Origin of the sequence: Psychrobacter sp. 1Y1, from assembly GCF_051847395.2 — a bacterium.
Classification (GTDB): Bacteria; Pseudomonadota; Gammaproteobacteria; order Pseudomonadales; family Moraxellaceae; genus Psychrobacter.
The window spans coordinates 107726-122177 of record NZ_JBPYDF020000001.1 but is presented as its reverse complement, the minus strand read 5'-3'; the positions used below and the strand labels follow the sequence as shown (position 1 = coordinate 122177).

Sequence of the window (14452 nt, the reverse complement as noted above, 5' to 3'; positions counted from 1 at the left end):
TTAGCACCGAAACCTTAGAGGCGACCCCATGACCGATCAAGTTGATAACTGGCACAAACTGGCGCGCTACGATACCAATATGCAAGGTGAGCTGCACGCCAACCTACTACGTAATAACGGCATTACCGTGTCCTTGCAGCCGCTAAGCGCTATTCCAGGTATGAACTCGGGTATCGTTCTCTGGGTAGAGGATACGGATTTGGTAGAAGCTCAGCGTATCTTAGCGACCATTCCAACCGATGGTGCAGCCTTACTAGATGAGATGAGTGATGCTGACTTTGATGCGCTATCTGCCACTCAAAGCAATGCTCCTCAAGGCAACTCGATAATAGACGACAATAACGGCGGTAATGATTAAATGTGTCAACTCTTAGGAATGAACTGTAATACCCCAACGGATATTGGCTTTAGCTTTGCAGGGTTTCGCAAGCGCGGCGGTATGACGGACAGTCATGAAGATGGCTTTGGTATTGCATTTTTTGAGCGCAGCGAATGCAGCAATAACGACAAAACCAACGATGAGACGGCAAATGACTCAACGGGTCTGCGTTTGTTTCATGACAATCGTCCAAGCCATCTGTCGCCAGTCGCCGATTTGGTCAATAACTACCCAATCAAAGCCATGAATGTCATTGCGCATATTCGTAAAGCGACGCAAGGGCAGAACTGCTTGGCCAACACTCATCCATTCGTCCGTGAAGTATGGGGCGAACAGTGGGTATTTGCGCACAATGGGCAGATGAATAGCGAATTTATCAAACGCTGTCAACGCCTGCAAGACAACGGCAATGCCTCACACTGTCAACCAGTTGGTTCAACTGATTCTGAGATGGCATTTTGCTATCTGGTCAATCGTCTAAAAAGTAGCTTTAAATCGCGTCCTGATGACAAAACACTGTTTAATTTTTTGACCACGCAATGTCGTTATCTCTCTGCCAATGGGTTATTTAATTGCTTAATATCAAATGGTAGGTGGCAACTGGCTTATGCGGGTAGCTTGCTGTTTTATCTCACACGTAAAGCGCCATTTGGTGAAGCCAAACTGGCTGATGATGATATGGCGATTAACTTTGGTGATGTGACTACAGACACAGATAAAGTCACGATTTTGGTCACTGTGCCACTTACTGAAAATGAGAAATGGCAGCAATTGGCTGTCAATGAATGCTTAATCTTTCAAGACGGTGATGTCATTTATAAAGACAGCCCAAGCCAGCGCAAGTTTTTGACAGTGGACGAAGGCATTGCGATTGCACGAGCCGTTGGGGCGAGTGTTTAGGGTAATTGACTTGTATTTCTAAACTCGCTGTTTCATTATCAAACTAATAGTTTAATAAAAATTAGGTGTAGCCATGTTAGGCAATGACATTCAAATAAAACAGCTAGTAGGTGTCGGTGATGTACATCTCAGTTTTCAACCTGATCAAAGAGTGTATTGCCTGATTGGTGAAAATGGTATTGGTAAGACTAAGTGTTTGGAGGCTTTGTTTACTTTATGCTTCACTACCAACGGACTCCTTTATGCAAGTATTATGAGTGACGAACTATTTGCATTTAACAATATAATTTCTGATGAACGTACATTTAATGATATCTCCGATAAAAGCTTAAAGGGCTTTGAAAGTCATAATTCAGCTGTAGTTATGATTGGTGCTTTGAACCGTGGAACCATTGATTATGAAGAAGTAGATGTAAATAAGAACATTGGTACTCGGGATACTCGTTTAAAAAAATATATTGATGAAAGTTTTTCGACTTTGAATAATGAAAAAATGCACAGTTTAGGAATGGGTGAACTATTAAACCAATGGATAATTCAGCGTGCTCAATCTGCTAACCCTTACCAAACCGCCGAAGATAATCGCGAAGTTGAAATCACTACACTGCTAAATTTACTTAACAAAGTAGACGAACGAATCGACAGTAAATTTCTCGAAATCTCAGGAAACAACCGCGTATTTATAAAAGTTGCTGATAAAAAAACCGAACTATCCGAGCTTTCTAGCGGTTTTGCTTCAATTCTTAAAATCATGCAATCTATCATCGCAGGTTATAGCTACTTCACCAACGAAACTAATATCGCCCATGTCAAAGGAGTGGTATTTATCGATGAAATCGAAAGCCATCTACATACCAAGTGGCAAGCGACTATTATTCCTACTTTAAAGCGTTTATTTCCGAATACGACGTTTTATATTACCACCCATTCCGCTATTATTTTGAGTCAGTTACAACATGGCGAAGCCTATGAGTTGTACCGTGATAAAGAAGACGGCGTGGTCAAAACAGAGCTGATAGAACATCCAAATAATGCTGCATTTGTAGACCTGCTAAAAGATGCTTTTGATATTGATATCAACAAGCTTAAGCTGGCTCGTGACAATGCTCCACAGCAAACAGAGGCGAAACAAGCATTACTAAGCTTATTAGATGAAAAAATTAAGCAGTTAGAGGTAGGGCAATCATGAAAGAGAAAGAGAAACTGTTAGACACAAACTATCTGATTGGTCTGCTCGAAGGCAAAAGTGATGGAGATGATACTGAGCTTTTACAGAATTTGAAAGATTTGCGCAATGAAATAAAATCAGAAAATGTAGAGGTAGTCATAACTCCACTTATCCGTTATGAGTTCTTACGCTATTTTCTTTGGAAAACTCAAGAAAGTGATATCAAAAAATATATTGATGTCATGAATGGACTAACTACTTTAGACATTAGCCAAGATGTAGCAGATTTGGCTGCAGATTTATATCGATTAGATAAATTCGAAGCTAGCAAAAAAAATATAAACAAGAATATTGATAAACGTCAGTTTGATATATTTCATTTTGCTACAGCTAAGATAAATGGTATAGAACTATTATCCAATGACAAGCACTTACCACAACTTGAAGATTTATATAAACTCTATGAATTAGACAAAATACTCTAGAAACTAACCTAAATACTCCCCACAACACCGTTTAAACTTTTCACCCGACCCACAAATGCACGGTTGCTTTTGGCTGACAGTCATCGCAACCGTCGGGTCTAAGAAATACCAGTGCGCATCGTTATTAGCCTTGTTTTTAACCTTTACGAAGGTGGACAGTTCATGATGCGCTTGTGTTTTTTCTTCTAAACCACCTGATGTTTCCTCAGGACTTTTAAAATAAGCCTCAAACTCAACCTGTGCATGACGTTTGCCCAGCTTGGGTGTGTGCTCTACAATCTCTAATCCTGCCCAATCTGTCTCTTTAGCCCAACTTTCAATCGCTACAACATCAAGTAATGCTTGCTGCGCAGGTACTGTGGTCTTGACGATATACTCTGGTTTCACCAATGCAAAGGCACTATAGCGCGTACGCATCAACCGTTCGGCTGTCTCCGCTTTTATACCACCTGCTTTGTCAACCTCATCATTATAAAAAGCACCATTATAAAAAGCATCATGATAAGGCTGGCAGCAGTCTTGATAGGATAGTGGAGCGTCTGTCGTCTCTGCTGTTGGATTGATTTGGCAAGGGCAGGTATCTGGGTAAGATTGCATGTTTTACTCTAATTTTTGTTGGGGCTTATTCGTTTAGGCTTAATGGTCTTTTGATAACTTTATTGCAGCATGCTTTTTATTAATTCTGGCAATATGCCGACTTTGAGCTGAGCCCATGCAGAAGGGTCGCTCAATCGTGACCAAAACATCTCAAAAGGCGGGGCGGCATATACCAGTAGCGCAAGGATAGTGTATAGAAGCAAATACCACCATTTGTCTTTTGGCTGATAAAACTTCATCGCCGTACCCGATGAGCGCTTCATTTTCATATTGGATAAATTGACACTATACAGCTCGTCCAATGACAAATGCACTATCGCGCCACCAAATAAAAACAGCCCATAAAACCAACTGGTTGTCAGTGGTAGGTGCAAGCCATAATAACTTAGGCACGTCAGACCCAATCCCAGTATCGCCATATACGGCACAGAGTGGATGACGCCGCGATGCACCGTCATCGTAGTAAAAATATGAAAAACGACATAACGCATAAAACTGTAGCCCGCTAGCCATAATGCGATCAATGCCAGTAAGCTCAGATCGCTACGCCAATGCATGACCAGGCCAAAGGCAAAGACAAACGAGGTAATATTAAAACCCAGCTTAATCGGTGTTGAGTTATCCGAATCCAAATCTGGTAGCAATCCACCGATGGTACCAAGCGCCACACATACTAAAAACCCTGAATCATCAATCAATCCTGCTTTATAAACCGTCAAACTCAGGGTGCCGCTTACCATAAAAGCGACATTTAGGTGGGTATTAAAATTTGCCATAAAACTCATTCATCCATAGCGCTCAAAAAGACCTTTCGAGCGGTGTATCTAGCCGTAAAAAAGCGCACCATGATACCATAGACCGTCCATACGTCTAACAGAGATAGCCTGTAAGAGAGAGCTTCTATGCCTGCCAATGATTTACCCGCCACACTTAACTCTGATACTCATACTAAGCAGTTACCTGTAGTAGAAGGTCAGCTCGATCACAGCTTTGCTACCATTGACTGGCAAGTGCCTTGGTTGTCGCATATTACTCAATTGAGTTATATCAGCAACACGATTGAGCGGCTTAGTCGCTCGAAATCACAGAGAAATAGCTTGGATAGTTTAAGTAATTTGGGTGATTCAGAAAGTTTGGATAATGTGAAAAGCCCAAGTAAGCACGATATAAATGCTTCTGGCATCAATACGCCTGACACGATTGCCAAAGTCTTAAAAACAGCGATGACGCAGCAGGCCAATCATTTAGAGCAGCCGTTACCGCATACCAAACCTGCTCATGACCACAAATCTCAGACGTTACAATTCGTCTCTCAAAATGCATTGCCTGAAGGGGAGGCCTATGAACAATTTATCGGCACAACTGGCAATATCCCGACGCGTGATAACTTACATGACTTATTTAACGGCAGTATCTGGCTGACCTTTCCAAAGACCAAAGCTATGCTCAATTACTACCATATGCTAGAAATCGCTAAGCAGGGTATTAGTGAGCGTCGAGGGCGTGTGCGCGACACTATTACTGTCTTTGATGAGAATGGCGCAGTGCTAGTGACTTCTGATGCTAGTATCGGTGAGGCATTGGTTGATTTTGACTGGCAGGCAAGTTTGGTGAAACCACGTGCTAAATGGGACAACCCAGCACAACCGAATACAAGTGCTCAAGCAGCAGTTTATATCTTTGGCCATGCCCTGCTTGAGCAGTTGGTACACCCACGCAAACCTCTATGCGCTCACAGCATTGTCATTCACGTTGCACCAGAATTCTTTACCTTATCCTTAGCTGAACGTATGCGCTATTTGGATGACAGAGTTGCCGAATACATGGACACATTATTATCAAATGATGACGTCAAACCGCGCCAGCTTGCGCCGTTACCGATTTTAGGAGTGCCGCATTTTTGGGCAGAGAATGCAGATACTGACTTTTATGAAGACAGCTACGTGTTCCGCAGTGGGCGACGTAAAAAAGATAAAAATTGAGTAGGAATAAGTCATTTAACAATAGCTCGCTAAACCGTTGTTACGTTTACGATTGTGCCACGATTCGACAACGTCCAGACGTTAACAAAGCCTTATATGTTTGTTATGGTAAAAGGGAGTTTCTGTTAATCACTACAGATATGATTATCTCTTTTGTTAACAAAGATTTATATCAGACAGTTTTGCGAAACTGCGATATTGATTCAAGACAGATCAATCATTTATTGAGCCACCAGTCATACATAAACTTATAATAATTTATGTCCAGGATTTATAACAACGATAAGGAAGCTATCATGAGTGATATTTTTGATGTAAAAGACACCCTTTCGGTTGCTGGCAAGGAACATGCCTACTACAGCCTGCCAAAGCTGACCGAAACTTATGAGCATATCAAGACACTACCATTTTGTATGAAAGTGGTATTAGAAAACCTATTGCGTAACGAAGACGGCGGCCAGTCAGTTGGTAAAAACCATATCGAAGCAGTTGCTAACTGGGATGCAGGGGCTGAAGCGTCAAAAGAAATCGCCTTTATGCCAGCGCGTGTGGTATTACAGGATTTTACGGGTGTGCCCTCGGTTGTCGATTTGGCTGCGATGCGTGATGCAGTGGTCGAGCTTGGCGGAAAGGCTGAGCAGATCAATCCGTTTATCCCTAGTGAGCTGGTCGTCGATCACTCTGTACAGGTTGATGCTTATGGCCGCGAAGATGCGCTAGATTTGAATGAGAAGATTGAATTTAAGCGTAACAATGAGCGCTATGAGTTTTTGCATTGGGGCAAGCAAGCCTTTGAAAACTTCGTCGTGGTACCGCCAGCGACAGGTATCGTGCATCAGGTGAACCTTGAGTATTTAGCCCGTGTCGTGATGGCAGCGGACGTCGATGGCGAGCTGACAGCTTATCCAGATACAGTGTTTGGTACAGATAGTCATACCACGATGATTAATGGTATCGGTGTACTTGGTTGGGGTGTGGGCGGTATCGAAGCTGAAGCTGCGATGCTAGGTCAACCGTCTTCGATGCTGATTCCACAGGTAGTCGGTTTTGAGTTAAAAGGAAAGCTAACCGAAGGCGTCACGGCAACCGATTTGGTATTACGTGTCGTTGAAATGCTACGTGCACATGGTGTGGTCGGTAAGTTCGTCGAATTTTATGGCGAAGGCTTACACAGCATGCCGCTAGCGGATCGCGCTACTATTGCCAACATGTCACCAGAGTATGGCGCGACTTGTGGTATTTTCCCAATTGACCAAATGGCGATTGATTACTTGCGTCTATCAGGCCGTGATGAAGAGCAGATTGAACTGGTTGAAAAGTATGCTAAGGCGCAAGGCTTATGGCACGATGCAGATACACCTGCGGCGACTTATTCAAGCAAATTAGAACTGGATCTGTCGTCAGTACAGCCAGCACTTGCTGGTCCAAACTTGCCACAGCAGCGTATCAATTTGTCTGATATGCATGAGAAGTTTGGCGAAACACTCGAAAAAATGACCAAAGATCGCAAGTCAGAAGTAGAAGGTAAAGTACGCTTTGATCAAGAAGGCGGTGAGCAAGAGCAAGCGGAACACTTGGCAGCTGAACCGAATATCGAAGTTGATACGAGTGATGATAATGCAGGTTATGCGCCAGCTAACAATGTCTTCTCAAATGTCAGCATCGATGACAAAGAGCACAAACTACGAGACGGGTCGGTAGTTATTGCTGCTATTACTTCTTGTACTAATACTTCCAATCCAGCGGTAATGATTGGTGCAGGTCTAGTGGCCAAAAAAGCGGCTGCCAAAGGTCTTAAAGCCAAGCCTTGGGTTAAGACATCGCTCGCGCCAGGCTCTAAAGTGGTCACTGACTATTTAGAAAAAACCCATCTAATGGATGAGCTAGAGAAAACAGGCTTCTATCTAGTAGGGTATGGTTGTACGACTTGTATCGGTAACTCAGGACCATTGTCAGAAGAGATCGAAAAAGGCATTGAAGAAAATGATTTAGTCGCGGCGGCGGTACTGTCTGGTAACCGTAACTTTGAAGGTCGTATTCACTCGCATGTCAAAGCCAGTTACTTAGCATCACCACCGTTGGTCGTTGCTTATGCGCTAGCCGGTACAGTTGATATCGATCTGACCACTCATCCGCTAGGACAGGATCAAGATGGCAATGATGTATTCCTAAAAGATATCTGGCCGACCTCGGAAGAAATTAACGAGCTGATTGCCAACAATATCGATGCTGATATGTTCCGCAAGAACTACGGTGAAGTATTTGACGGTAGTGCCGCATGGAACGCAATTAGTTCAGCGGATAGCCAATTATATCCATGGGATGAAGGGTCAACGTATATTAAAAATCCACCGTTCTTTGATGGTATGACCATGGAACCAGAAGGTATCCCTGATATCGAAGGCGCGCGTATCTTAGGTCTATTTGGTGATTCAATCACGACCGATCATATCTCACCAGCAGGTAATATCGATCCAGACTCACCAGCAGGTAAGTACTTGCAAGAGCGCGGTGTGATGGAAGCAGACTTCAACAGCTATGGCTCGCGCCGTGGTAACGATGCAGTCATGACTCGTGGCACCTTTGCCAACATCCGTATCAAAAACACGATGATGGGCGGTAAAGAAGGTGGCTATACCTATTATTTCAAAGATGACAGCGCTACGCTACAAGATGGCGAAGAAATGCCTATCTATAACGCAGCGATGAAGTATAAAGAAGACAAGCGTCCGCTAGTAGTATTGGGCGGGGCAGAGTATGGTTCAGGCTCTAGCCGTGATTGGGCAGCCAAAGGTACAATCCTGCTAGGCGTAAAAGCCGTGTTAACCAGCTCGTTTGAGCGTATTCACCGTTCAAACCTAGTCGGTATGGGTGTGCTGCCATTGACGTTTAAAGACGGTCAAAATGCAGAAACATATAAACTAGATGGTTCTGAAGTGCTGAGCATCACGGGTCTAGATAATGGCGAGAGTAAAACGGCCACGGTTACGGCTACACGTGCTGATGGTTCGGCAGAAACCTTTGAGGTAAATGTCGGTCTACAAACGCCAAAAGAGCGCGAATATGTGCGTCATGGCGGCGTATTGCACTATGTACTACGTCAACTGGCAGCTGAGAGCAAAGAAGCAGGCTAGTAGTTAGTTAAGCTTTATATGATAAAAAGCCCAATCTCCGTCAAAGTAGGGGATTGGGCTTTTCTATGGAAGACGTTTCTTCTTCCTGTTACTTTACCTTTTAAGCCTTTTCAGTCAGCAGCTTAATTCCTAGCCCCATAAATACGACACCACTTATTTTATTCATCATGGATTCAATTTTTGGATTCTCTCTTAGTTTTTTGCTGAACTTTGACGCCAACATCGCCAAACATAAGCACCATATAAAGCCAGTGGTGGCAAAAGTCAGTCCCAACATCAAAAATGACAGCGTGCCATAAGCATAACTAGCGTCGATAAACTGAGGAAAGAACGCCAAGAAGAATAAAGCGACTTTTGGGTTAAAAGTATTGGTCAACACACCTTGCTTATATATTTGCCAACCATCTACAGCCTTTTGGCTAGTCACGTCTTGATCCTTGGATAAATTGTTTGCAATCGAGTTCGAGTTTTTGCTCGTCAGCATCTTAAAGCCTAAATAACACAAATAGCTGGCCCCAACATATTTGACAATCATAAAAGCGGTAGGGGAGTTGGCAAGTAATACGGACAATCCTAGTGCTGCCAATAACGTATGTACCAAAATACCCGAAGTAATGCCAAGAACAGAATAAAACCCTGCTGTTTGCCCCTGTGAAATACTACGGGTGATGATGTACATGCTATCCGTACCTGGCGTTAGGTTTAACAAAATCGCCGCCAAGACAAACCCTAGATAATTCTCGATACCAAACATCGCAATCACTTCCCTTTAATCACGCCAAGCCCCATCATTTATAGTATGTGGCTGCACTTTATAAATACGCTTGTCAGGTCGATATTAACGAGTATTAGATAGGTTGGCAATAGTGCTATTAACAGTAAGCTAGCAGCTATTAATAATAAGCTAACGACAATAGAATAGAGGATTTTGAGAAATGACAGACATAAAAAAGCCCAGTCACCGTATGATGACTGGGCTTTTTTATTGTTCGCTTATTAGTCTAATCTAATGCTAAGCAAAAGTGCTAATAAGTGACGCCGAATAGTGGCGTCCCCAGGGGGATTCGAACCCCCGTTACCGCCGTGAAAGGGCGGTGTCCTAGGCCTCTAGACGATGGGGACGCATAGAGTGTTATAACCAGTGGTTACAACGGTACTTCACAATATCAGATAGCTTAGTAAATAAGCATTGCCTAGGTGCTGATATCGTCCTACTAGCGAGTATTTATGATTACGTTTCAGTAATACTGAGCGTTGCTATAAATAAGTATGGTGGAGCTAAACGGAGTCGAACCGTTGACCCCTTGCATGCCATGCAAGTGCTCTACCAACTGAGCTATAGCCCCTCGCTAAGAGTGTGCGTATTTTATGTAAGAGCGGCAGTCTTGTCAATAACTATTTTAAAAATAATTCATAAATATGCAAAAAAAAGCGATTTCGCCTATTTTAAAGGCTCAATAAGCCCAAATTAGCGTGGATTTTGCTTAAGTGCAATCTCTTTGATGGCTTTATCGGTATAAAACTCTGCTTCGCTGCCATCAGAAAAAATAATCGCACAGCATTCCGTTGGCATATATTGACCACCTTTCTCTCGGATCGTTCTGATACCTTTGACGCCAATGATGTCATATTCGCCCAATTTATCTAGATTATGTTTGGTATAACCGCAGTAAGTGCTGTATATCCATTTTAAATCTTCAAAATCCTGGCCCTTGGTCAGGGTCAAAATTGCATTAAACAGCTCCTTTACGATGGCATCATAGTATTTCTGTGCTTCTTTTAGGGTGTTAAAGACATAATCTTTGCTTTCTATTGTGACGGTTTTGGCGGACATGTTTATTTCCAGTTCATAAGAAGGTTTAGCGAGCTATAAAATATATAGTCCAACTATTTTATAGGTTCTTATCTAGAACTTGTGAGTTTTATAAAAATACCATTCGAAATAGACTATTAGATAGCATTACCACCAGCACTACTCCATGCTTTAGTAAAACCTGTTACTGGGAAGCTTATCGTGTCATTATCATACATAATCTCGATAGGTAAGATAGCAACTTTAAATAAGTTTATGACATAGTGATCACCACGTTCTGTTGCTGGAGTTAGCTCTAAATAATAACGATCTGTATCTGAGAATTTCTTACACCAACTCAACATCTTAACAGCCTGTCCACTGAATATCATAGTCGTATTTTTAGGTAGTGAGCTTTCATAACTACATGTATTCATATCTTCTACATAATAATTTCGGAAGTAGATCCCCTGCTGTCCAGATCTCGAATGACCTATTTCTGATTCAAAATATTTAGGATCATTATCGTAGTCACTTGTATATATGACTGCAGCGCTTCCGTTTTCACGCTCTGCCCAAGAGAAGGGCATTTGAAAACCTGTTGCATGACTTGATAAGCTGAAAAAAATGCTCACGAATAGTGGTATAAATATCTTTGCAATATTCAAGTCCCTATCTCCAATTTAGTCGAATTAGATTAATAATTATATAGTATACAATAGTTTGTTTTTTAGAGAATTTAACTTCTAAAAAAAAGGCGTGGATTCTGTAATAACAGAGTCCACGCCTTTACATTATTGACACTAGTCTATCTCGATAAACTATTCAGCAGCTAAGAAGTCTGGCAATTCTGCTGCTTGTTTCTCAAGTTTTTTCAATTTCTTTTTACCGAGACCACCCAGTACATCAACGGCGTGACGTAAGCGAGTCAAGGTCATATCAGCACCGATAATCGCCATAGAGTTCATGACTGGCGTCGATGAAGTGCTACCAGCGATAGCGATAAAGAACGGCGCCATAAAGTCACGCATCTTAATATCAAGGTGAGCGGCTAGGCCTTTTAGCGTGGCGTAGATATTTTCTTCTGACCACGTTGGTAGGGTCTCAAGCTGCCAAAGCGCTAATTGCAGCATTTCGATAATTTGCTCAGGGGTGAGCGATTTATGAGTGAAGCTTTCAGCTGTGATATCAGGTAGATTTTGGAAGTAGAAACCACCCCAATTCACCGCATCAGACAATAGCTCGATACGTGGCTGAATCGCCGCTGCAATAGCAGTTAGCTTGTCACTGTTGCTGGCCCATTCAAGGATTTTGTTCTTCAATTCTTCAGGAGTAAGCGCACGTAGCCATTCTGCATTAAGCCAGTTTAGCTTTTCGATATCGAAGATAGGGCCGCCAAGCGACACACGCTGAATATCAAAGCTGGCAATCATCTCTTCTAGTGTGAACTGCTCAGCATCATTAGGCATTGAGTAGCCCATACGACCGAGATAGTTTAGCAATGCTTCAGGTAGCACGCCTGCATCACGATAGTAGGTGATAGAGGTTGGGTTTTTACGCTTAGACAGTTTTGACTTATCAGGGTTACGCAGTAGCGGCATGTGGCAAAGGGTCGGCATTTCCCAACCAAAATAATCATATAGCAGTTGATGCTTAGGCGCAGAGTTCAGCCACTCTTCACCGCGCATCACATGAGTGATTTCCATCAAGTGATCATCAACGACGTTGGCTAAATGATAGGTTGGCATGCCGTCTGTTTTTAGCAGTACTTGCATATCGACTTGAGTCCAAGGGAACTCAACGGTGCCACGTAGCATGTCTTGTACCTGACAAGTGCCTTCGGCCGGTACACGCATACGAATCACGTGCGGCTTGCCCTCGCTTACCAGTTGCTCAGTTTTTTCTGGAGCAAGATGAGCACAGCGACCATCATAACGAGGGGTCTCGCCATTGGCCATTTGCTCAGCACGCATAGCATCTAACTCTTCAGGGGTACAAAAACAGCGGAACGCATGGTCTTTTTCTATGAGTATCTCGGCGTGTTTTTTGTAGATATCGCTACGCTCACTCTGACGATAAGGGGCGTGTGGGCCGCCAATATCTGGGCCCTCGCTCCAATCCAGACCAACCCAACGTAAAGCGTCCAAAATCATTTGTTCTGATTGCTCAGTTGAGCGAGTCTGATCAGTGTCTTCGATACGTAAGATGAATTCACCGCCGTGTGCTTTGGCAAAGGCCAAGTTAAATAGGGCAATATAGGCAGTACCTACGTGTGGGAAGCCAGTTGGTGATGGGGCGATACGCGTGCGCACAGGGCGCTTGCTGTCAGTAGAGGTTTGCATGATAAAAGTCTCAAAGTTTGCTATCGATATAAGCTATTAGTATAAATAGCGATGAAAGATATGAAGTCGATGTTAAGAAATAGCGTAAAATATAGCGCTAGTATAACAGAGACATGTGATATTTTTAATGAAAAGCACTTCTAGTGCTTGACTACAGGTGTATCCTTGCGATAATAATGCTAAGCAAGTCATAACTTGTTTATTTTCATCTAATTACTGGCCAGTACGGTCGTCATCTATTGAGTTGTTTGTGTCCCTATCAAAGTCTAAGCCAAAATCGAAAGCCAGTCCTTCTGCCGCCGCTGATTTCTCTGAGTCAGTGTCTAGTCCTTCTGCTATAAAGGATGCGTCTACGCAAGATGTCGATCTGGATGTTACTCACGCCAGTCATGAGGGCGATATCACGTCTGATGAATTAAGTTTTGTCCATGATGCGGTACTGTTGCAAGAGACTGTCGCTGCAGTACTCGGCGTAAAATCCTTGCCCAAGCAAACAGGCAATGATACTCAAAGCAATAACGACCAAAATGGCTTAAATATAAGCGGTATCTACGTTGATGCGACCTTTGGTCGTGGCGGTCATAGCAGGTTACTATTAAGTCAGCTTGCCGATGACGCCACACTGATTGTCTTTGACAAAGATCCGACAGCCATTAGCGTGGCGCAAGAGTTGGCAAGTAAAGATAGCCGTGTGCGTGTGGTTCATGACAGCTTTGCGACTTTGACAGACAGTCTGGCTGCTATGGGTATTACGCAAGTGGATGGCTTGATGGCGGACTTGGGTATTTCATCACCGCAGATTGATGACGGTAGTCGCGGCTTTAGTTTTATGCGCGATGGGGCAGTGGACATGCGCATGGATACCAGCCGTGGCCAGTCAGTTGCTGAGTGGCTTGAGCAGGTTGACGATGAGACATTGGCCAATGTGCTTTATGAGTTTGGTGAAGAGCGTCATAGTCGGCGTATTGCGCGCGCTATCAAACAGATGGAAAGCTACGAGTCTACGCTTGAGCTGGCAGAAGTGATCAAAGTAGCCCATCCTAATTGGCAACGTGGCAAGCACCCAGCCACACAAAGCTTTCAGGCTATGCGTATTTTCATTAACAATGAGCTGGGCGATGTTGACGACTTTTTAGCGCAAAGTATTGCTATCTTAAAGTCAGGTGGACAGCTAGCGGTCATTAGTTTTCATTCATTAGAAGATCGCCGCATCAAGCAGTTTTTGCAGCGTCATAGCAAAGGGCAATATCCAGAAGATGAAAACTTGCCGATGCCGCCGAATCGTCCGCGCTATTTTAGCAAGCCAAAACGTGTTGGCCCAAGCAAAGCTGAGACGAGTCAGAATCCGCGCGCGCGTAGTGCATGGCTGCGTATGGCAACTCGCACCGACACAGCTTATGAGCAGACAACAAAATCATAGAACAACATGATGCCACAAGCCATAGTCGAATAAGATTGCTAATGTTTGTCTAAATGATGCGCAAATGTCCTAATGGCTACGCCACTGTTAAAAATCTGTAAATATTGTCTGTTAGGCTCAGCAGTTGGTTTTTATCTGCATGATAGTTGCACGGATTTATATGTAGTATAGCCATACAATGTGTTTGGTTGTGGTATGACCTATTGATAGCCATGAGTTGTGATGACTTATGGCTCCTAAATATATTAGCTAT

At 43.2% G+C, this 14452-nt stretch carries 13 protein-coding genes and 2 tRNA genes; 7 read left to right on the top strand and 8 right to left on the bottom strand.

Translation table 11 applies throughout. The features are described 5' to 3' along the window. Positions 1 to 28: 28 nt before the first annotated feature. The 4 genes from ACS8FA_RS14510 (at position 29) to ACS8FA_RS14495 (ending at position 2932) form a co-directional block, all read left to right on the top strand. Positions 29 to 358, top strand: coding sequence for a hypothetical protein (locus ACS8FA_RS14510; protein ID WP_439264343.1), 330 nt, complete (start codon positions 29 to 31; stop codon positions 356 to 358). Further along, positions 359 to 1279 carry a class II glutamine amidotransferase gene (locus ACS8FA_RS14505; RefSeq protein WP_057762068.1) on the top strand — a complete coding sequence of 307 codons (921 nt, stop codon included), beginning with the start codon at positions 359 to 361 and terminating at the stop codon, positions 1277 to 1279. A 73-nt stretch (positions 1280 to 1352) separates the two neighbouring features. Then, positions 1353 to 2468, top strand: coding sequence for an AAA family ATPase (locus ACS8FA_RS14500; RefSeq protein WP_439264346.1), 1116 nt, complete (start codon positions 1353 to 1355; stop codon positions 2466 to 2468). After that, entirely contained in the window at positions 2465 to 2932 is a 468-nt protein-coding gene (locus ACS8FA_RS14495) for a type II toxin-antitoxin system VapC family toxin (protein WP_238050553.1), read from the top strand. Before ACS8FA_RS14500 ends, ACS8FA_RS14495 begins: the two co-directional genes overlap by 4 nt. 3 nt (positions 2933 to 2935) lie before the next feature. On the opposite strand, the gene ACS8FA_RS14490 is transcribed toward ACS8FA_RS14495, so the two are convergent. Both ACS8FA_RS14490 and ACS8FA_RS14485 read right to left on the bottom strand, forming a co-directional pair. After that, the gene (locus ACS8FA_RS14490; RefSeq protein ID WP_439264348.1) at positions 2936 to 3529 is read right to left on the bottom strand and encodes a YchJ family protein; all 594 of its coding nucleotides are present in this window, start codon (positions 3527 to 3529) and stop codon (positions 2936 to 2938) included. Positions 3530 to 3588: 59 nt separating this feature from the next. Then, positions 3589 to 4305 carry a metal-dependent hydrolase gene (locus tag ACS8FA_RS14485; protein WP_439264350.1) on the bottom strand — a complete coding sequence of 239 codons (717 nt, stop codon included), beginning with the start codon at positions 4303 to 4305 and terminating at the stop codon, positions 3589 to 3591. 126 nt (positions 4306 to 4431) lie between these two features. Here ACS8FA_RS14485 and ACS8FA_RS14480 point away from each other — a divergent pair, with 126 nt between their 5' ends. Both ACS8FA_RS14480 and ACS8FA_RS14475 read left to right on the top strand, forming a co-directional pair. After that, the gene (locus ACS8FA_RS14480) at positions 4432 to 5511 is read left to right on the top strand and encodes a DUF3025 domain-containing protein (RefSeq protein ID WP_439264352.1); all 1080 of its coding nucleotides are present in this window, start codon (positions 4432 to 4434) and stop codon (positions 5509 to 5511) included. A 296-nt stretch (positions 5512 to 5807) separates the two neighbouring features. After that, a complete protein-coding gene (locus ACS8FA_RS14475; RefSeq protein WP_439264354.1) occupies positions 5808 to 8645 on the top strand; it encodes an aconitate hydratase in 2838 nt (945 codons plus the stop codon). A 100-nt stretch (positions 8646 to 8745) separates the two neighbouring features. On the opposite strand, the gene ACS8FA_RS14470 is transcribed toward ACS8FA_RS14475, so the two are convergent. The 6 genes from ACS8FA_RS14470 to gltX form a co-directional block, all read right to left on the bottom strand. Continuing rightward, complete coding sequence (locus ACS8FA_RS14470; protein WP_439264356.1) at positions 8746 to 9399, bottom strand: LysE family translocator; 654 nt, start codon at positions 9397 to 9399, stop codon at positions 8746 to 8748. A 292-nt stretch (positions 9400 to 9691) separates the two neighbouring features. Beyond that, a tRNA-Glu gene (locus ACS8FA_RS14465) sits at positions 9692 to 9767 on the bottom strand. Between the two features lie 148 nt (positions 9768 to 9915). Beyond that, positions 9916 to 9991, bottom strand: a tRNA-Ala gene (locus ACS8FA_RS14460). A 122-nt stretch (positions 9992 to 10113) separates the two neighbouring features. Then, positions 10114 to 10479, bottom strand: coding sequence for a hypothetical protein (locus ACS8FA_RS14455; RefSeq protein WP_439264358.1), 366 nt, complete (start codon positions 10477 to 10479; stop codon positions 10114 to 10116). 116 nt (positions 10480 to 10595) lie between these two features. Next, on the bottom strand, positions 10596 to 11105 hold the full coding sequence (locus tag ACS8FA_RS14450) for a hypothetical protein (RefSeq protein WP_439264360.1): 510 nt from the start codon (positions 11103 to 11105) through the stop codon (positions 10596 to 10598). 153 nt (positions 11106 to 11258) lie between these two features. After that, positions 11259 to 12782: a glutamate--tRNA ligase gene (gene gltX / locus ACS8FA_RS14445; protein ID WP_414559489.1), complete on the bottom strand. Its 1524-nt coding sequence runs from the start codon at positions 12780 to 12782 to the stop codon at positions 11259 to 11261. A gap of 364 nt (positions 12783 to 13146) precedes the next feature. Here gltX and rsmH point away from each other — a divergent pair, with 364 nt between their 5' ends. Next, positions 13147 to 14199, top strand: a complete 1053-nt coding sequence (gene rsmH, locus ACS8FA_RS14440; protein WP_414559490.1) for a 16S rRNA (cytosine(1402)-N(4))-methyltransferase RsmH — start codon at positions 13147 to 13149, stop codon at positions 14197 to 14199. The last annotated feature ends 253 nt before the right edge of the window (positions 14200 to 14452 follow it).